The organism is Fructobacillus ficulneus, assembly GCF_001047075.2.
GTDB lineage: Bacteria > Bacillota > Bacilli > Lactobacillales > Lactobacillaceae > Fructobacillus > Fructobacillus ficulneus.
Window position 1 is genome coordinate 186,620 of the sequence record NZ_DF968000.1, and the last position, 18,756, is coordinate 205,375.

Genomic DNA, 18,756 nt, shown 5'->3' on the forward strand with positions numbered 1-18,756 from the left:
CATGCAAGCTACCAACATTGTAATCTTAGCGGCCGGTAATGGGTCGCGAATGAAGTCAGACTTACCAAAGGTCTTACACCAAGTGGCCGGCCAGGCCATGGTGGACTGGGTAATCGATGCTGTTCAACCGTTAAAGCCGAATAAAATTTTGACGGTTACTGGCGTTGGTGCTGAACGCGTTCAAGACCATCTTGCTGGTAAGACTGACTTTGTTATCCAAGAAAAGCAGTTGGGGACTGGTCATGCAGTCTTGCAAACCAAGGCAGCTTTGGCAGATAGCCAGGGAGCTACTTTGATTCTTTCTGGGGATACGCCACTTTTTACCACAGAAACTTTGCAAGCCTTACTTAATGAACACTCACGGACTAAGAATGCCGTCACGGTTTTGACGGCCAAGGCTGATAACCCAACTGGGTACGGTCGAATTGTTCGTGGTGACGACGGCATGGTCTTGAAAATCGTTGAAGAAAAGGATGCGTCAGTCACTGAACGACGGATTGAAGAAATCAACACCGGTGTCTATATCTTTGATAACCAGTTGCTTTTCCAGGCTCTTTCTCAAGTTGGTAACGATAACGTCCAACAAGAATACTACTTGCCCGACACCCTCGATATCTTACGGGGGATGGGTAAGCAAATTGGCGCCTACCAAACCCTTGATTTTTCCGAATCAATGGGAGTGAACGACCGCGTTGCCTTGGCACAAGCCAACCAAATTATGCGTAACCGGATCAACCAGATGCACATGAAAAACGGGGTGGAATTGGTCGCTCCCGACCAGACTTTTATCGATGCCGGTGTGGTTATCGGTAAGGATACTCTGATTGAAGGCAATGTCACGTTGAAGGGCCAGACTGTCATTGGCCGCGATAACGTCTTGACAGCTGGCACTCGAATTGAAGACTCAACAATTGGGGATGGCAACGTCATCACTTCTTCCCACTTGGAAGAAGCCGTGGTTAAGGACCGAACGACCATTGGTCCTTACGCCCACCTCCGTCCGGCAGCGGAAATCATGGATGAAGCCCACTTGGGTAATTTCGTTGAAGTTAAGAAAGCCACGATTGGTCAAGGGTCAAAGGTTGGCCACTTGTCTTATGTTGGAAATGCTAAGTTGGGAGCCGACGTCAACGTTGGTGCCGGAACGATTTTTGTGAACTACGATGGTGTCAATAAGTTTGATACAACAGTGGGTGACCGGGTCTTTATCGGGTCAAACACCAAAATCATCGCTCCAGTGACACTGGCCGATGAAAGTATCACGGCCGCTGGATCAACGATTACCGATGATGTGGCCACCCATGCAATGGGAATTGCCCGGACACGGCAAACGAATAAGGCTGATTTCTGGGACAGAATGCCCCATAAAAAAGGCTAAGCTTTAAGTAAATTAATAAACAATAAGTTAAAAGCAGGCGATTGAGTCTAAATTCAATCGCCTGCTTTTGTTTTGCCGGCAATTGACCGATAACTTATCTGGGCAAAGAATTCGCAAGTTCCAGAGTTTTTTTGAATTAGACTTGCTCAAGGTAATTCCTTAGGTATATAATAAATATTGTATTTAATCACAACTATACCAATTTAAATAATAAAAGGAGAATCTGATGAGTAAGAAAAACATGTGGACGGCAATTGTTGCCGTAGTAGCGGTAGCTGTTGTAGCAGGGGCTAGCTTTGGTCTGGCTGGCCATGCCCACTCACATTCAACCAAGTCATCTGATAAGTCTTCTATGTCAATGAAGATGTCATCATCGATGGATATGTCTTCGTCAATGAACATGTCATCATCTTCATCAATGAACATGTCGTCATCATCGTCAATGGATATGGCGATGATGGAAGCCGACACTTCTTTGCCATCTGATTTACCAACAGCTAAGAATCCAAAGTTCAAGGTTGGTTCAAAGATTACCTTGGAAGCAACCCACATGGCCAACATGAAGGGTGCTAAGGGTACTGTTGCGGCTGTTTACGACGCTAAGTTGTATGAAGTGGATTACCAACCAACAACTGGTGGTCAAAAGGTTACCGGACACAAGTGGTTGACGAAGGACGACTTCTCTGACATGATGGACCACAAGCAGGGTGACATGGTTACTTTAACTGGTGACCACATGCCCGGCATGAAGGGTGCCATGGCAACCGTAACTAAGGTTGAAGATGGACCTGCTTATGCCGTTAACTTTGAACCAACTAACGGTGGTAAGATGGTGATGAACCACAAGTACTTAATTACAAGTGAAATCAAGGCCCGCTAAGAGTTGTCTTCTGACAATGATGGTGTGACCTTAATTGAGAAGGTTAATGCGAAAGGATGGTAAGTGATGGATTTTTCAGTACTTTATATCGGTAGTGGACAGGCCAGTTGGAATGGCGCTGTGCCACTCGCCAAGACTGGCGTGAAAATCGGTGTGATCGAAGAAAGTCAATATGGTGGTGTTTGTTCTAATAAGGGTTGCAATGCCAAGATTATCTTGGACAAGCCCTTGGAATTGATTAACCGTGTCAAGGACATGCAAGGTCGTGGCCTCGATGGTGTTCCGAGTGTTAACTGGGAAGACTTGATGGCCCACAAGCATGAATTAATCGTTCCCCAAGACAGCCACGGTAAGGCTCGGTTGGACAATGCCGGTATCACGACCATCACTGGCCATGCCGAATTCGTTGATGCTCACACTGTTTCTGTTAACGGCAAGAACTACACTGCTGACAAGATTGTGATTGCGACTGGTTTGCGTCCTCACCAATTGGATGTGCCTGGTAAGGAACTCTTTGCCAACTCAACCGACTTCTTGTCATTGCCCCACATGCCTAAGCACGTGACGGTCCTTGGTGGTGGTTTCGTTGCCATTGAATTTGCGACGATTGCCAACGCTGTTGGGGCTCAAGTTGACGTGATTATTCGGTCAAACCGCATCCTTCGACAATTCCCAGCCAAGTACGTGGCTGAGGTCCAAGCCGACTTGAAGGCCCGCGGTGTCCGTTTCGTTCCAAATATGAATGTTCAAAGCGCCACTGAAGGCGAAGACGGTCAAATCGAATTGACTGGCGACAACGGCTTTGAATTAACGACTGATTACGTCTTGGATGCCACTGGTCGGATTCCGAACCATGACCAATTGAACTTGGAAGCTGCTGGCGTCAAGGCCAACAACCATGGTATCGAAGTCAACGAGTACTTGCAGACCTCAACGCCAAATATCTATGCGGCGGGGGATGCTGTTGATAAGAAGACGCCCAAATTAACACCAACGGCTGCCTTCGAATCACGGTACTTGACCTCTGTCTTCAAGGGCGAAAACGACCAACCAATCAAGTACCCACCAATTTCAGAAATCGTCTTTACTTCACCACGAATTGCCCAAGTGGGTGTTCATTTGGATGAAGCCTTGGCCCAACCCGACAAGTATGAAGTCACCGAAGCCTCATACGATGGCGACTGGTTCCGTCAGGTTGAAAACGAGCAGGGCGCAGCCTTGTCGTTGATTTTTGAGAAGGACGGCGGCACTTTGGTTGGTGCGGCTGAAAAATCAAACAACGCCGACAACACCATCAACACGATTGTTCCTTACTTGGCCATGAAGATGACCAAGGAACAATTGAACGACTTGGTTTATGTTTTCCCATCAATCGAGTACACACTCCAACGGCGGTTGCCATTGGTTTAAACCAAGAAAATCTGTTTTGATTAGTATAGCTATGCTATACTTTTTTTATTGAACAAAGGGAGATACACCGCAATGCAAATCACCGGCCAAGCCATTTTAGACCAAATTGAAGAACAAACCTACGCACAAGAAACCGTTACCGGCCAGGATGGCCAAGTCCTTGATTTGGATGCCTTGTTCGCTGCCTTTTTACCATTAGCCCAAAAGGAAAACTTGGCTAAGGCTAGTTTGGACGTTGACGGTGGAATCGAAGAGGGTGGGACAACCTTCTCATTAGAAGTCAACGTCATTAACTTGCCATTGCGGTACACGAACCAGGAAAAGAAGCTGGTTTATGCCGACCAAGACTATGACCTCCAGGTCTATATGATTGTCGACAACCCATTTGTTTCCAAGTCACGGTTGCAGATTGCCAAGGTTGCTTCCCTGGCCGCCCTCTTGGACGACCATGAAGGGGTCTTTGCCAAGGCTGCTGCCTGGTTTGATGATCAATTGCAGGCCATCCAAGAAAACCAAAAGAACCAAGCGGAAGAAGCCGCAGCGGCCGCTGAAGCAGAAAAGGCTGAAGCAGAAGCAGAAAAGGCTGAAGAAGCCGATGGTGGTAAGGCTACTAAAAAAGCTAAGAAAACGACTAAAAAATAACTGAATGAAGGAGGCCTGGACACGACGTGTGTCGTGGGGCCTCCTTTTTTCTTGGCTTTGGTTAGATTATATTTTTAAGGGGTCCCAGAATGGAAGAGACATGTTCATTTTGGGGCGGGTGAGTGAATTGACGGGTGGTGAACGAGGGCGTTATACTGAATTTGAAAATAAGTCGAAAGGAGAAAATTATGCGTGTAACAAGTATAAAATTACAAGACGATACTATGGCATGGGTTGAAAAGTTAGCCAATGTAAAAGGCATAACAACAAAAAAAATTCTATCTGATTTGATTGAGGAAGCACGCCAGGATAATGAAGACTATGAAGAAGCTATGGAAGTTATCCATGCAAAAAATCGTGAATACGTTTCTGCAGAGCAAATAAAGTCTAGGTTCGGACTATGAAGTATAGCTGGAAATTCGATAGTAAAGCAGAAAAACAATTTAGTAAATTGGATTACCCTGTTCAACGAAGAATTTATAATTGGCTGGAAACAAATATTAGTTCTGGAAAAAATCCAAGGATTTATGGTAAGGCCCTCGAGGGTGAATTTAAAACTCTATGGCGATATCGAGTTGGTAAGTATCGGATTATTGCTGATATTATTGATGATGAATTTATTGTCGTTGTCTTAAAGACTGGAAAACGAAGTGATATTTATCAAAATAAATTTTAATATTTCAAGAAATGAGTCATTACTTTCAGTCAACTAGAATAGTGACTTTTTATTGTTTTACTAGGCCTTAGTGCTACAATATATTTAGTAAATAGAGGAGCATTTCTCCCCATTTTAGAAGTTCCGTTCGCAAACGGAACTTTTTTTCTTTCTCTGATTCATTTTTAATAAAAACCCGCATCTAAAATATAGAAAGCGGGCCTGACAAAAATTTTTAATTAATCAATTCTGACATGGGCGGAAAGGTGGAAGGATTGCTGGTCCTTTTCAACGGTCGCCTTTAAAACGCTGGGATTTGAGGTGTGGGCCTGGGCCATTAATTCGCCGAGGTCATAGGCTTCGATAACAGCCTTGACCAAGTCCTTGGGACTTTGATCCATTTCGGGCAGGGCCAGGTCGGCCCATTCGCGGTCGATGGCGGGACCGAAGGAAACTAATTCTTTTGTCTTGATTTTTTCGATTATTAACATAGGTCTATTATACGATAGGTGGCTTGTTCAAGTTTGGCTAATATTGGGGATGATTGGTCAGTACCTAACCAGAAAAGACTTGCCTTTTGCCTGCAGACCTGGCATAATAAAGGTATGCGATGAGTCGAAAGCGTCATTAGGACGCTCACACGGCCTACAGGATTAATTTCCAAGCCTCGGATTTGGCGTAGGTGGTAAAGAAATTGTGGAATTCCTTTATCTCACCATGACTAGTAGCTTCGGCTGCGGTGACGTAGACTTGCTTGAACTTGACTGCTTCAAGCCGCCCGTCAGAGCGTAATCTGGCATGCCAAACTAGACAGTTAACTACGGTTAACTGTCTTTTTACTATGCAAATAACTTTTTAGACAAAATTCAATCATAAAAGACTTTTTAGAACCCCCAGCCACTACAATCGCCCAGCCTTTGTCTGGTATAATACTAATAAGCAAACATGATGGGAGACTTTCATGGAAGAAACGTCCAAATACCTAACGGTCCAGGCCTTGACCGGCTACCTTAAAGCGAAGTTTGACCAAGACCCTTACCTCGGTAAGGTTTATTTGACTGGTGAAATTTCCAACCTGGGAAACCGCAAGGGAAACCACCTCTACTTTTCAATCAAGGACCCCAACGGCAAGGCCGTTATCCGGGCCACGATGTTTTCTTACCAACGGCGGTTAAAGTTTGAACCGCGGGATGGGATGAAGGTCATGGCCATCGGCCGGGTTCAGATTTACGAGCCATCCGGGTCATACTCGATCATCTTAGACCAAATGACCCCGGACGGGGTCGGTGACCTCTTCTTGGCCTTGGAACAGTTGAAGGAAAAGCTGACTAAGGAAGGGCTCTTTAGCCAGGAAAAGAAGGCCATTCCGGCCTTGCCCAAGAAGATTGCCGTCATTACCTCACCAACCGGAGCCGTTGTCGAAGATGTCGCGAAGACAGTCGAGCGGCGGTTGCCCCAGGCGCAGGTGGTCTTGTTACCGGCAGTAGTCCAGGGTGAGGGAGCAGTCCCATCGCTCTTGACCCAACTCGATAAGGTCGACCAGCTTGGCTTTGATACCGCGATTATCGGTCGTGGTGGTGGCTCGATTGAAGACCTCTGGGCCTTTAACGATGAACGCCTGGTCCGCAAGGTTGCGGCCTTGCAGACACCAATCATTGCTTCGGTTGGTCACGAAACAGACAATACCTTGGTCGACTATGTGGCCGACCGTCGGGCAGCGACCCCAACGGCCGCCGCTGAATTGGCTACGCCAATCACCAAACAAAACTTGGTCGACCGGGTCTTTGAATTGAAGACTCGGTTAGTGGTGGCGGGACAACAGACGGTCCAAAGCCGCCAGGCCTACCTGGACCAAATTTTGAGTCGACCAATCATGACCCAACCCGACCGGTTATACACGGCCTACCAACAAGAGGTTGACCACTTGGTATCACGGCTGACCCGTGGCTTTAGCCAGGACCTGGACCAGAAGAAGTATGCCTTTGACCGGGCTGGCAGTCGGCTAGCCCAGCAACAAGACCAAATCCTCCGTCCTTACCAGGAGGCTCTATCTTTGGCGGCGGCGAAGCTCGACTTGGTTTCACCCTTGAAGATTTTAGGGTCTGGCTACACGATTGTCCGCGGACCCGGCGACAAGGTCGTCAAAAAGACGACCGACTTAGCGGTTGGCGACCAAATTCATTTGACCTTTGCCGATGGGCAGGTACCCGCCCAAGTTACAGGAGAAGAAGATGACTGAAGAATTAACTTTTGAAGCAAAATTAAAACAACTCGAGACTATCGTGACCGCCTTGGAAAAGGGCGACCGGCCATTGGAAACCGCCTTGACCGATTTTAAAACCGGCGTCACCCTGGCCAAGGACTTGCAAAAGACTTTGCAAGAGGCCGAAAAAACCTTAGCCAAAGTCATGAACGACGATGGGTCAATGACGGATTTGGAACTAACGAACAATGACTAAATTTAAAGACTTTATGGCCACTTACCAGCCCCAGGTTAATGAAACCCTGCGGGCCGAGGTGGTAACTCAGGCGGGACCAACGGCCCCACAAACTTGGGTGGCTATGTTAACTTACGCCTTACTAACACCGGGCAAGCGCCTCCGTCCTTTGCTGGCCTTGGCGGTGATTGACTCCTTCGGGGAAGAAATCAATCCGTCTGCCTTGCAGACGGCAACGGCTCTGGAATGGATTCATGCCTATTCCTTGGTTCACGATGACCTGCCAGCCATGGATAACGATACCTACCGACGTGGTCAGTTGTCGGTCCATGCCTTGTACGGTCCGGCCAGTGCGGTTTTGGTCGGGGATGCCTTGCAAGCCGGGGCCTTTTCACTTTTGGCAACGGTGCCGGATTTGAAGGCTGACCGCCAGGTAGCGATGGTCCAAACTTTAGCTACCAAGGCAGGAGCACGGGGGATGGTCCTAGGACAAGTTCTCGACATGGCCAACCACGATACCAATGAAGACCAGGTGGCCTTAGCCGCCGTCTTGGACCAGGTCTACCAGAAGAAGACCGCCGACCTCTTGCAGGCCGCAGCGCTCCTTGGTGGCCAGTACCTTGGCTTGGCTCATACCAGTATTGATTTGCTGGGCGAATATGCCGGAGCCTTGGGCCTCCTCTTCCAAATCAAAGACGACTTGGATGACTATGACCAGGACGCCCGCGAAGGCGTCGTGTCCTTGGTTCATTTGGTCGGCTTAGACCAGGCGCAAGACTTGGCCCAACAACTGAAAGACCGGGCGCAAGCCGCCTTGGACCAGTTGACCCAAGCCGAGATGAATTTTGATTCAGAATTATTAACAAGCCTTTTGGCGCAAATTGGAGCATAAACTGTGGCAGTAGCAAAAGAACGCGTGGACATCTTACTCGTCCAACAGGGGTTATTCACTTCCCGCGAACAAGCCAAGCGGGCCATCATGGCCGGCCAAATCTTGGGCACGAACGAAGAACGGCTGGACAAGGCCGGGCAGAAGATTCCCGTCACAACTGAATTACACTTTAAGGGCCAACCCTTGCCCTTCGTTTCACGGGGTGGCTACAAGCTCGTTAAGGCCATCGAAACCTTTGGCATGGTCATGACCGACCAAATGGTTTTGGACATTGGTTCTTCAACCGGTGGCTTTACCGACGTTGCCCTCCAAAACGGTGCTAAGCACGTTTATGCCTTGGACGTGGGAACTAACCAACTCGCCTGGAAGTTACGGATTGACGAACGGGTGACGGTGATGGAAAATACCAATTTCCGTTACTCAAAGTTGGACGACTTTATGGAAGGACAACCAACCCGGGCAACAATCGATGTGTCCTTCATTTCCTTAGGTTTGATTTTGCCAACCTTGAAGGACATCCTGGCTACCGGTGGTGAAGTGGCGGCCTTGATTAAGCCCCAATTCGAAGCCGGCCGGGAAGCCATCGGTAAGCACGGGATTATCAAGGACCCAGCAGTCCACCGCCAGGTTCTGGAACAAACCCTGCCAATGATGGTCGCCAACGGTTTCACCGTCAAGGGACTGACTTACTCACCAATTAAGGGTGGGCAAGGAAACATTGAGTTCTTGGCCTGGTTGGAACGGACCGACGAAGCCCAAGTAGACCCAAGTTTGTCGATTGACCAAGTTGTCCAAGAAGCCCACAGCCAGTTAGACCAGGCGGGCAAGCAGGATTAAACCAACGACTGGAAAGGATGCCCGATGCTTGAACAATTAACCATACAAAATTTTGCGATTATTGACCAAGTTGACCTGGCTTTTGACGACCAGTTAACCGTTTTGACCGGGGAAACCGGGGCCGGAAAATCAATCATCATCGATGCTTTGGCCATGGTGACTGGTGGCCGGGCGAGTTCCGAGATGTTACGGAAGGGGGCCGACAAGGCCGTCTTGCAGGCCATCTTTTCGGTGACAGGTGACCGGGCTGCTGGCTTGCGCGACCAGTTTGCCGCGGCCGGGATTGATTTGGGTGAAGACAACCAGGTCGTCATCTACCGGGAGTTCAACCAAAAGGGCCGGTCGGTAGTTCGGATTAACGGGCTCCTCGTTCCTTTGAAGGTCTTAGCCGACCTAGGATCACAATTGGTTGAAATTCAAGGACAGCACGACACCTCGCTCTTGCTCGACCCTGACCATCATTTGTCCTTGCTCGATGACTTTGGTGGATCGGACTTGAAGAAGGCCCAGGCGGTCTATCAAAAGGTCTTTGACCGCTATAAGGAATTGGCCCAGCAGATTGACCGGTTGAAAAATCGCCGTCAGGACCTGAACCAACGGCTCGACCTCCTTTCCTTTCAACAGGAAGAATTGAAGGAAGCCAACCTCCAACCGGGCGAAGAAGACCAGTTGAACGCCGACCGGTCCAAGCTAGCCAACCACAAGAAAATTGCGGATGCCTTGGACCAGGCCCAACAGGCCTTGAATCCCGGTTTGGATGGGGGCGCCGTTGACCTTTTGGCTGCGGCCCACCAGGCGATGACCCAGGCGGCTTCCTATGACAAGGACTATGAGAACTTAGCTCAGTCCCTATCGGAAGCCTACTATGCCGCCCAAGATGCCGGCCGCGACCTCGATGAGGCCGTGTCTTCTTTGACCTTTGACGAGGGCGCCTTGGTCGAAATCGACGACCGCCTCCAGGTAATTCATAACTTGAAACGGAAGTACGGTGACTCTGTCGAAGAAATCTTGGCCTTCCAAGCCAAGGTTGAAGAAGAGTTAGCCGACTTGGACGGTGGGTCCTTTGATTTGGAAGCCTTAACCAAGGAAAAGGACGCGGTTCGTGAAAAAATCGAAGCTGCGGCCCAGACCTTAACCAAGACCCGGCAAAAGATTGCCAAGGCCTTGGAAGAGGCGGTCAACGAAGAGTTAGCGGACTTGTTAATGGAACAGGCCTACTTTGAAATCCAATTTACGCCCGTGAACGGCTTTTTGCCTTCCGGGGCTGATAAGATTGCCTTCTATGTCCAAACCAACCAGGGTGAGGGCAGCAAGCCCCTTGAAAAGGCTGCATCGGGTGGGGAAGCTTCCCGACTGATGCTGGCCTTGAAGACCATCTTCATCGCCCAACAGGGCTTGCCAACGGTTGTCTTCGATGAAATCGATACCGGGGTTTCCGGTCGTGTTGGTTCGGCGATTGCCCGCAAGATGCGGACAATTAGTGACAAGACCCAGGTCTTGGCTATCACCCATTTGCCACAAGTGGCCGCCGCTGCTAACCACCATTTTTTGATCGAGAAGTTCAACCAAAATGAACGAACAGTGACTTCCGTTAAGGACTTGCCGGAAGCAGACCGCGACCAAGCGATTGCGATGATGCTTTCTGGGAACCAGATCACCGAAGCCGCTTTGGCCAATGCTAAGGACTTACGGACCAAGGCCCAAGAATAAAAGTGCTAAAGGACTGACGCAAATCAGCCATACAAATTAAAACCGCCCAGGTTCTGAATAAGAACTTGAGCGGTTTTTGTGTGAGATGAAAGTGACTTTAATTTACTGATTTGCGATGTTATAATCAAAACAGAAATCGTAGAAATCCCATGCCTTCCTTGGAGGACCCTCAGTGCAAGAGGGTCCTTTTCAATTGAATATTTAGTCCACAGAAAAACAGCTTGGTCATGACGACCAAGCTGTTTTTAATTTGCTTTAGTTATGGGTGTAGTAGAGGAAGAAGACGAAGATGACGGCCAAGAGGTACATCAACCAGTTCACTTCCTTAGCACGCTTAGTAGCAATCATCGTAATTGGGTAAACGATGAAGCCCAAGGCGATACCATCTGAGATTGAGTAAGTCAACGGCATACCGATAACAACCATGAAGGCTGGTGCGGCGATACCCAAGTCATCCCAGTTAATCTTTTGCAAGTTCTTAGCCATCATGATTCCAACCACAATCAAGGCTGGAGCAGTCACTTGGTTAGTGACGACGGCCAACAATGGTGAGAAGAGCAATGAGGCGAAGAAGAGCAAACCAGTTACGACTGAAGTCAATCCTGAACGACCACCAACGGCGATTCCTGATGATGATTCAACGTATGCTGAAGTTGGTGAAGTTCCCAAAACGGCACCAACAGTCATTCCAACGGCATCAGACATCAAGGCCTTACCGGCACGAGGCATCTTTCCATCCTTCATCAAACCGGCTTGTTCAGTCAAACCAATCAAAGTACCGGCAGTATCGAAGAAGGTAACAATCAGGAAGGTCAAAACAACGACCCACATTTGGAAGGTATCGATGTGACCAAGGTTGTTGAAGGCCACCCCGAAGGTTGGCTTCAATGATGGGGCAGTTGAAATTAATGAATGGGGCAACTTAACAAGGCCAAAAATCAAACCAACAATGGCCGTTCCAACCATACCAACAAAGATGGCGGCAGGAGTATTGCGGGCCAAAAGAACCAAAGTTAAGAGGATACCGAAGATGGCTAACCAAGTTTGGTGGTCAACCAAGGATCCCATGGCGACCATGGTATCCTTGTCGGCGATAATCAAACCGGCGTTGTGCAAACCGATAAAGGCGATGAAAAGTCCAATTCCGGCTGCGATGGCAATCTTAAGGTCGGCAGGAATGGCGTCGATAATCTTTTCACGAATCTTAAACATTGTTAAGAGTAAGAAGATAATCGCCGCAACCAAAATTCCAGCCATGGCTGTTTGCCATTTAACACCCATCCCAATAACAACGGAATAAGCGAAGAAGGCATTAACACCAAGCCCTGGGGCAATGGCGATTGGGTAGCGGGCAACGATTCCCATGAAGATGGTCGCAACCGCTGAGGCGATTGCTGTGGCGGTAAAGACCGCACCCTTGTTCATTCCTGCGTCACCCAAGACAGAAGGGTTCAAGAAGAGAATGTATGACATGGCCACGAAGGTGGTCAAGCCGGCAAGAACTTCACGTTTAAATGTTGTTCCTAATTTATCGAATTGAAAATATGATGAGATGAAGGACATGTGTAACTCCTTATAATATTTTTCCTACTTGAATATTTTAGCAGTCTTGAAGGGACATGTCTGAATAAATTTAATTAATTTAAGAAATAAATACGAACATTAATTAGAAATAAAAACAAAAGTTTGCCTTTATTCTTATTATTAATTGTAAATGAGAATAATATGTTGGTTTTATAATGGAAATGCGGACAAAATAAAAAGCCAACGGATTGGCTTTTTGAAGTAGAAAAGAAATTAATTAGTAGCAGCACTAGCAGCATTAGCAGCGGCTACTGAATTGTTTGTTGATGGTGCCGTTGGTGCTACGTAATTTTGAGTTGTATCAACATTACCAGTAATGGTAGAGGTAGAATTTACGCTGCCATCATTTTTTGCATTGTAATTATTAGCATTATTAGCATTAGTAAGAGCCTTCGAAGCATTATCCACTTCAACTTGAGTTCCTGAACCAACAGCTGCAGCCGCGAAGTTTTGTTGTACAGTATTTAGGTTGTCATTACCCTTCAAAACATCTTGCTGATGTTGTTGCTTTTCTCTAACCAAATTTTGGTTTGAAAGGGTTAAGGCAGAAGTTAAAGCAGTAACTGACTGTTCAAGAAACTGAACGGATTTTGTGTATGCTCCATTAGCTGCTGCTGATGGAGAAATTGTAGCAACGCCAGTAGTATCGGCGAATGCTCCAACACCGAAGACCATTGTCGCGGCAACAGCCCCAACAGTCATCTTACGCTTCATTGACCATTTTTTAACGGCCTTGTTTTTGTACAAAGTTTTTCTATTCATCATAATAGCTTCCCTCTTTTTCCCATTTAATATTTCGAGTAACTACTCGAATTATAATCTTCATTTAATCTGTGAATGGTTATGTTTTTGTGACTAAAACGGCAATAAAACGTCAATATTTCTAAAAAGGACGTTTTAAATAGAAAACATTCACTTTGTTGTCGTTTTGTAAAAAATGTCGCGGAACCTTATTTTAATTTTGGGTGGGGATTATCCGAATCAATTTAAAAATTAGAGTGGTTAATTTTGCCAAGAATTCCCATTCTGGGCTATAATAAGGATACTTTATTACTATTATAAAAGACCTTGAGGAGGGCGTTATGGATCAACACACTTGGGACCAACTGGTTAAGTACACGGAACTACAGGGAACCTCGGGACAGGAAAGCTTGGTACGCCAGGCTTTCAAAGAGGACTTGACGCCCTTGGTGGACCAAGTTTACCAAAACAACTTGGGTGGCGTCTTCGGAGTGAAGAACGAACAATCCGATGGGCCACGAGTAATGTTCGCCGCCCACATGGATGAGGTCGGCTTCATGGTTTCTGGCATCTTGCCAACGGGAGCCTTGCAGGTGGTTGCTTTGGGTGGCTGGAACCCGATGACGGTTTCGGCTCACCGCTTTACGCTCTTTACTAAGAATGGTCAGTACCCAGTTGTCTCATCATCTGTTTCACCTCATTTGTTGCGAGGCAAGACTGGGGGCCAAGGAACCTTGACCATCGATGACATTCTTTTCGATGCTGGTTTTGAATCAGCTGACCAGGCTCAAAGCTTTGGTGTTCGTCCTGGTGACTTTATCGTGCCAAAGACACAAACGCAACGGTTGGCCAACCCTAACCGGGCCGTTTCCAAGGCCTATGACAACCGTTTTGGGGTTGTAACGATTTTGACTGCCTTGGAAAAGTTGCAAGGTGTAGAAACACCAAACACCTTGATTGCCGGAGCTAACGTCCAGGAAGAAGTTGGTCTTCGCGGGGCTAAGCCAGCGGTTAACCAATTGAAACCAGATATTTTCTTTGCAGTTGATTCATCAGCTGCTAACGATGTTGATGGGACAGTCGGCCGCCAAGGCTTAATGGACCAGGGAACTTTGATTCGGGTCTTTGATCCAACGGTGGTTACTTCGCCACGATTGAAGGAATTTATCCTCCAAACAGCCGAAGATAATCATATTCCTTACCAATACTTTGTTTCGAAGGGTGGAACCGATGCCGGTGGGGTCCAAGGTCAAGACTTTGGTTTGCCGGCCGTAGCCTTGGGTGTTGCTTCTCGCTACATCCATACCCACGAAACGGTTTGGTCAATTCCTGACTTTGAAGCCGCTCAAGAATTAGTGGTGGCTTTGGCTAAGTCATTAGATGAAAGCGTTTATCAAGATATTGTGGAGCACTAATGTTTAAGAAACTACATCGCCTGGATTATTGGATAGCGGTTCCTTACGCTATTTTGTCAGCCATCGGAATCGTGATGGTTTTTTCGGCGACGCAAAATGCTTATTTATCGCCGGTCATGTCAATTTCAAAACAAGCCATCTTTGTTTTGATTGGTTGGGTCGTGGCCTTTGTGACCTTTCGACTCAATATCTCGGCGTTAAAGTCACAAAATCTTTTAAACTTCCTATTATTTGGGACCTTTTTGTTGCTGGCTGCTGCCCGCTTAGCCCCGGCGATTAACGGGGCCCACGGTTGGATTAATTTGGGACCGGTGACCTTGCAGCCGGTCGAGCTGTCAAAAATTGTTTTGATTTTATACTTTGCCAAATGGTTTGAGAAAAAGCCCTGGGAGCCTCACCGCGGGTTGAGCTACCATATCCGAGTCTGGTTGGAGCCGGGAATGTTGCAGAAGTTGTTCTGGCCAGCAATTTTGCTGGGGATGAACTTACTGATGCCCGATTTGGGAAATATGTTCATCACCATGGCGGTTTTGCTGTTGATGATGATGGCTTCGGGGATGGCCTTTCGAACGGCCTTTACCTGGATGCTTCTCTTTTTTGTGGTCTTGTTGTTCTTACCGAACATCATCGGCATCTTTCATTTGGGCCAATCATCTTCCTATGCGGTCCGGCGACTAACCAACTTCGTCAATCCTTGGTATAATGTGGACCAGAGCCGGCAGTTACTTTATGCCTACTATGCAATTTCTCACGGGGGGCTTTTCGGAGTCGGCCTGGGAAATTCACTGTTGAAGCCTTACTTACCGGAATCAAATACCGACTTTATCATGGCGGTGGCGGCCGAGGAATTGGGGGCAGTCCTTGTTACCTTGGTCTTGATTGTCTTACTCTTTTTGATTGGCCGCTTGGTTTTGGTTGGCATCCGCCAGAAGAGCCAGTACAACCGGCTGTTCTTGTACGGTCTAGCAGGGCTAATGTTGATGCAGGCCTTTGTTAATATGGGCGGGGTCTTAGGCCTCTTACCAATTACCGGGGTTGTTTTCCCCTTTATTTCAGGTGGAGGATCATCCTTTGTCTTCTTCTCGGCGGCCGTTGGCCTTGCCTTGAACATCGCTGCCAAGGACAAACAAATCGTGGCACCAGACCCACTTGATTATGCTGCCCGAAGGGAATTGAAACGTTAATATGTTTAAAATGAACGCACGCCGAGCCCTCTTTGTTTATTTGGAAGGGTTCAAGCACATCGATCAATTGAAAAAATTCGGTGACATCACCTATATCTCGGAAAAGATGTCCTACGTTGAATTGTATGTCGACGAAGACCAGGTTGAGACCTTGGTGGATAAGTTGAACCAATACCGCTTTGTCAAGGCGGTAAGTGTTTCGCCCCGTCCAGAAATCGACCCTGACTTTGGCGACGTCCATGACGACGTCTTTTTTGAGGCCTACGACCAGGCCCAAGATGAAGCTAGTGAAGATCAGACGGACCAGTCTGATAGTCTGGACAGTCAAATGAACTCTCAGTCAGCAGCCGCTAGCCAGTCTGAGTCTCAACAGACCAACCAGGCCCAGGTCAGCTTCTCAGCCAGCCAATTGGCCCAAAATAATGATTTGCGTGGGCAAGAGGACTTGGACCTAACGGTGCCATTGAGCCAGGACCTCGGTCTGGGCTTGCCGGACTTAGCTAAGGATCCTGAGCCAGTTACCAAGCAGAATGGTAATCGGTCGTCAAAGCGGCCAAGTCGGTCACGCCGGAATTCGCGTCAAAGTGGTTCGAAGTCGGGTTCCGAAAGTCGGAACGGGCAAAAGGGTTCGGCCAAAGCTGGTAATCAGGGTCGGGGGAACCAAGCCCGACCTAAGCAAGGCCAAAATTCTAAGTCCAAGCAAGGACCAAAACCTGGTCAAGGCCCTAAGGCTAAGCAGGGTTCAATATCTGGACAAGGTCAAAAATCGAACCAAAGTGCCAAAGCGGACCAAGGTTCAAAGCCAAAGCAGAGTTCGAAGCCAGGCCAGAAGCGGACGGGCAACCGACCAAAGCGGCCTAAGAGTCAAGGTCCAGCTACTGGTCAAAATCAGAGTCAGTCAGCCAAGACAGCTGACCAAGGTCAAAATCGGGGTCAAAACCGGAATAAAGACCAAAAGGCCCGTCCTAATCAGGGCAAGTCCAACCAACGACGGTCAGGACAAGAAAAGAAAAACCAGGCTGGTTCCACTAAGGACCAAGCCAAGCAAAAGGAACAAGGATAATGCGGGTAATTGCAGGAAGTTTTGGTGGCTTGCGGCTTGATGCCGTCAAGGGCCGGGAAACACGGCCAACCACGGATAAGATTAAAGAGGCAATTTTCTCGATGTTGATGCCTTACCTCAACGGCGGTCAGGTCCTTGATTTGTACGCCGGGACTGGTGGCCTCGGCATTGAAGCGGTTTCGCGGGGAATGGACCACGCGGTCCTGGTTGACCGACAAAAGGCAGCCATCGAGGTGATTGAAAAGAACATCGCTAAGACCCACCACGAAGACAGCTTCACGGTCTTAAAGGTGCCAGCTGCTTCGGCTTTGACACGGTTGGCTAGCCAGGGGACGCAGTTCCGCCTGGTCTTGCTCGACCCACCCTATGCCAAAGAAAAATTAAAGGCTGACCTCTTGGCCATGGAAACTGGCGGTCTCTTGGCCGAAGATGCAATTATCATGATTGAATCCGACCAGGTCGCCGACTTGCCTGAACCAAGTCCAAACTTGGAATTAATTAAGCAAAAAGATTATGGGATTACCCGGGTGTCGTTGTATCGGTATGCACCGACCGAGTAAGAGAGAAGGGGCGAACAGATGAGAAAAGCAGTTTTTCCAGGGTCCTTTGACCCGTTGACCAATGGTCATCTCGACATTATCGAGCGAGCATCTGAACTTTTTGATGAGGTGGTTGTGGCAGTGGGAATCAATACCAATAAGCGGGGCCTCTTTACTCCGGCCGAACGGTTGGCCTTGGTTCAAACAGCCGTTGCTGGCTTGCCTAATGTGACCGTCGGTCAAGTCGAAGGACTGACCGTTGATTACATGGAAGCCATCGGTGCTAAGTACCTGGTCCGTGGTTTGCGAAATGGCAAGGACTTCGAGTACGAACGCGATATTGCGGAAGTGAACTCCGTTTTGGCGGGTGTTGAAACGGTGTTGTTGCTGGCCAAGCCGGAGAACCAAAACGTCTCATCATCGATGGTCAAGGAAATTGCCAAATTTGGTTCTGATAAATTGGAGCGGTTTGTACCAGCAGTTGTGGTACCCGCCCTCCACGCTCACTATCAAGATTAAAAATTTAATTACTGATTTAAATCAAAAAAAGCCACACCGGTGTGAAGCCGGGTGGCTTTTTTTCTGGGGAAATTTTAAAATTCGTTGGTCATTTTGGGCCGTCCTTCCGTCTAATATTTTAATTTGGAGGTACGAACTATGATGACAAAAATTAATTGGCCAGCCATTAAAGACTGGTCCTTTCGCCACTGGCGGTACCTGGTGATTGGCCTGTTGGTTATTTTAGCCTTATTGGCGTTAGTGGTCCGGTTATTTCATCACTCTGCCAGTCCACCGACTAACCAGGTGGAAATGACTGGGTCAATCCCGGCTGGGACGACCCCGGTAAAATCAGGTCCACCAGCTAATACCGGTGCTTCCCAAGCCAAGCCAAATGAACCAATCCTCGTGGACGTGAAGGGGGCGGTCAATAAGCCGGGGGTTGTCAAGCTGCCGCCTGGTAGCCGGGTCCAGGATGCCGTCCACCAAGCTGGTGGATTGACGACTGAGGCCGACCAACGCGTTTTGAATTTAGCCCAGGTTCTGACCGATGGTCAGGTCCTCTATGTTTTAAAAGAGGGGGAGCAGGCACCGGTTGGTGTTGTTGGTGCTGGAAGTGGCGGCGGTAGTGGTGGTAGTTCTGTCGGCCAAGCCAAGGTTAATTTGAACACCGCTACGGCCAAAGACTTGGAGGCCTTAGACGGAATTGGACCGAAGAAGGCCGAACAGATTGTGGCCTTCCGGGAAAAGCAAGGACCCTTTCAGTCGGTCGATGGCTTGAAGGAGGTTGGTGGCATTGGCCCCAAACGGTTTGATCAGCTGAAAGACCAGGTCACGGTATGAAGACGAGCCGGTCTTACATGGTCCTCGCCTGGTTAGTGGGAGCCTTA

General features: G+C 48.1%; 20 protein-coding genes. 17 read left to right on the top strand and 3 right to left on the bottom strand.

What is annotated here, in order from left to right; genetic code table 11:
• Nucleotide 1 precedes the first annotated feature (1 nt).
• From glmU to AOQ29_RS03155, 6 genes are all read left to right on the top strand, one after another.
• Nucleotides 2-1,378 carry a bifunctional UDP-N-acetylglucosamine diphosphorylase/glucosamine-1-phosphate N-acetyltransferase GlmU gene (glmU, locus tag AOQ29_RS03130; protein WP_083989251.1) on the top strand — a complete coding sequence of 459 codons (1,377 nt, stop codon included), beginning with the start codon at nt 2-4 and terminating at the stop codon, nt 1,376-1,378.
• Between the two features lie 226 nt (nt 1,379-1,604).
• Nucleotides 1,605-2,258, top strand: a complete 654-nt coding sequence (locus tag AOQ29_RS03135) for a YdhK family protein (protein WP_061993093.1) — start codon at nt 1,605-1,607, stop codon at nt 2,256-2,258.
• A gap of 66 nt (nt 2,259-2,324) precedes the next feature.
• Nucleotides 2,325-3,668, top strand: a complete 1,344-nt coding sequence (locus AOQ29_RS03140) for a dihydrolipoyl dehydrogenase family protein (RefSeq protein WP_061993094.1) — start codon at nt 2,325-2,327, stop codon at nt 3,666-3,668.
• A 72-nt stretch (nt 3,669-3,740) separates the two neighbouring features.
• Nucleotides 3,741-4,310 carry a hypothetical protein gene (locus AOQ29_RS03145; RefSeq protein ID WP_061993095.1) on the top strand — a complete coding sequence of 190 codons (570 nt, stop codon included), beginning with the start codon at nt 3,741-3,743 and terminating at the stop codon, nt 4,308-4,310.
• 188 nt (nt 4,311-4,498) lie between these two features.
• Nucleotides 4,499-4,714, top strand: coding sequence for a hypothetical protein (locus AOQ29_RS03150; RefSeq protein WP_061993096.1), 216 nt, complete (start codon nt 4,499-4,501; stop codon nt 4,712-4,714).
• Complete coding sequence (locus AOQ29_RS03155; protein ID WP_061993097.1) at nt 4,711-4,986, top strand: type II toxin-antitoxin system RelE family toxin; 276 nt, start codon at nt 4,711-4,713, stop codon at nt 4,984-4,986. The genes AOQ29_RS03150 and AOQ29_RS03155 overlap by 4 nt, the downstream gene beginning before the upstream one ends.
• A gap of 218 nt (nt 4,987-5,204) precedes the next feature.
• On the opposite strand, the gene AOQ29_RS03160 is transcribed toward AOQ29_RS03155, so the two are convergent.
• Nucleotides 5,205-5,456 carry a hypothetical protein gene (locus AOQ29_RS03160; protein ID WP_061993098.1) on the bottom strand — a complete coding sequence of 84 codons (252 nt, stop codon included), beginning with the start codon at nt 5,454-5,456 and terminating at the stop codon, nt 5,205-5,207.
• A 470-nt stretch (nt 5,457-5,926) separates the two neighbouring features.
• Here AOQ29_RS03160 and xseA point away from each other — a divergent pair, with 470 nt between their 5' ends.
• Genes xseA through recN form a run of 5 tightly spaced genes read left to right on the top strand, consistent with a single transcriptional unit; the run spans nt 5,927 to nt 10,842 of the window.
• Nucleotides 5,927-7,204, top strand: a complete 1,278-nt coding sequence (gene xseA / locus AOQ29_RS03165) for an exodeoxyribonuclease VII large subunit (RefSeq protein ID WP_061993099.1) — start codon at nt 5,927-5,929, stop codon at nt 7,202-7,204.
• Nucleotides 7,197-7,424, top strand: coding sequence for an exodeoxyribonuclease VII small subunit (locus AOQ29_RS03170; RefSeq protein WP_061993100.1), 228 nt, complete (start codon nt 7,197-7,199; stop codon nt 7,422-7,424). Before xseA ends, AOQ29_RS03170 begins: the two co-directional genes overlap by 8 nt.
• Complete coding sequence (locus AOQ29_RS03175) at nt 7,417-8,295, top strand: polyprenyl synthetase family protein (protein WP_061993101.1); 879 nt, start codon at nt 7,417-7,419, stop codon at nt 8,293-8,295. Before AOQ29_RS03170 ends, AOQ29_RS03175 begins: the two co-directional genes overlap by 8 nt.
• A gap of 3 nt (nt 8,296-8,298) precedes the next feature.
• Nucleotides 8,299-9,132: a TlyA family RNA methyltransferase gene (locus AOQ29_RS03180; RefSeq protein WP_061993102.1), complete on the top strand. Its 834-nt coding sequence runs from the start codon at nt 8,299-8,301 to the stop codon at nt 9,130-9,132.
• Between the two features lie 24 nt (nt 9,133-9,156).
• Complete coding sequence (gene recN, locus AOQ29_RS03185) at nt 9,157-10,842, top strand: DNA repair protein RecN (RefSeq protein ID WP_061993103.1); 1,686 nt, start codon at nt 9,157-9,159, stop codon at nt 10,840-10,842.
• Nucleotides 10,843-11,097: 255 nt separating this feature from the next.
• Here recN and AOQ29_RS03190 read toward each other — a convergent pair whose 3' ends face one another.
• On the bottom strand, nt 11,098-12,405 hold the full coding sequence (locus AOQ29_RS03190; protein WP_061993104.1) for an NCS2 family permease: 1,308 nt from the start codon (nt 12,403-12,405) through the stop codon (nt 11,098-11,100).
• Nucleotides 12,406-12,639: 234 nt separating this feature from the next.
• Nucleotides 12,640-13,191 (bottom strand): hypothetical protein, encoded by a 552-nt coding sequence (locus AOQ29_RS03195; protein WP_061993105.1) that lies wholly within the window; start codon nt 13,189-13,191, stop codon nt 12,640-12,642.
• A 317-nt stretch (nt 13,192-13,508) separates the two neighbouring features.
• Between AOQ29_RS03195 and pepA the strand changes: the two genes are divergently transcribed.
• The 6 genes from pepA to AOQ29_RS03225 all read left to right on the top strand — a co-directional run bounded on the left by pepA (nt 13,509) and on the right by AOQ29_RS03225 (nt 18,709).
• The gene (gene pepA / locus AOQ29_RS03200; RefSeq protein WP_061993106.1) at nt 13,509-14,582 is read left to right on the top strand and encodes a glutamyl aminopeptidase; all 1,074 of its coding nucleotides are present in this window, start codon (nt 13,509-13,511) and stop codon (nt 14,580-14,582) included.
• Nucleotides 14,582-15,766 (top strand): FtsW/RodA/SpoVE family cell cycle protein, encoded by a 1,185-nt coding sequence (locus AOQ29_RS03205; RefSeq protein WP_061993107.1) that lies wholly within the window; start codon nt 14,582-14,584, stop codon nt 15,764-15,766. The genes pepA and AOQ29_RS03205 overlap by 1 nt, the downstream gene beginning before the upstream one ends.
• A 1-nt stretch (nt 15,767) precedes the next feature.
• Complete coding sequence (locus AOQ29_RS08375) at nt 15,768-16,829, top strand: DUF2129 domain-containing protein (RefSeq protein WP_083989253.1); 1,062 nt, start codon at nt 15,768-15,770, stop codon at nt 16,827-16,829.
• Nucleotides 16,829-17,389: a 16S rRNA (guanine(966)-N(2))-methyltransferase RsmD gene (gene rsmD / locus AOQ29_RS03215; RefSeq protein WP_061993108.1), complete on the top strand. Its 561-nt coding sequence runs from the start codon at nt 16,829-16,831 to the stop codon at nt 17,387-17,389. Before AOQ29_RS08375 ends, rsmD begins: the two co-directional genes overlap by 1 nt.
• Before the next feature lie 18 nt (nt 17,390-17,407).
• Nucleotides 17,408-17,887, top strand: a complete 480-nt coding sequence (coaD, locus tag AOQ29_RS03220) for a pantetheine-phosphate adenylyltransferase (protein ID WP_061993109.1) — start codon at nt 17,408-17,410, stop codon at nt 17,885-17,887.
• 138 nt (nt 17,888-18,025) lie between these two features.
• On the top strand, nt 18,026-18,709 hold the full coding sequence (locus AOQ29_RS03225) for a helix-hairpin-helix domain-containing protein (protein WP_061993110.1): 684 nt from the start codon (nt 18,026-18,028) through the stop codon (nt 18,707-18,709).
• The last annotated feature ends 47 nt before the right edge of the window (nt 18,710-18,756 follow it).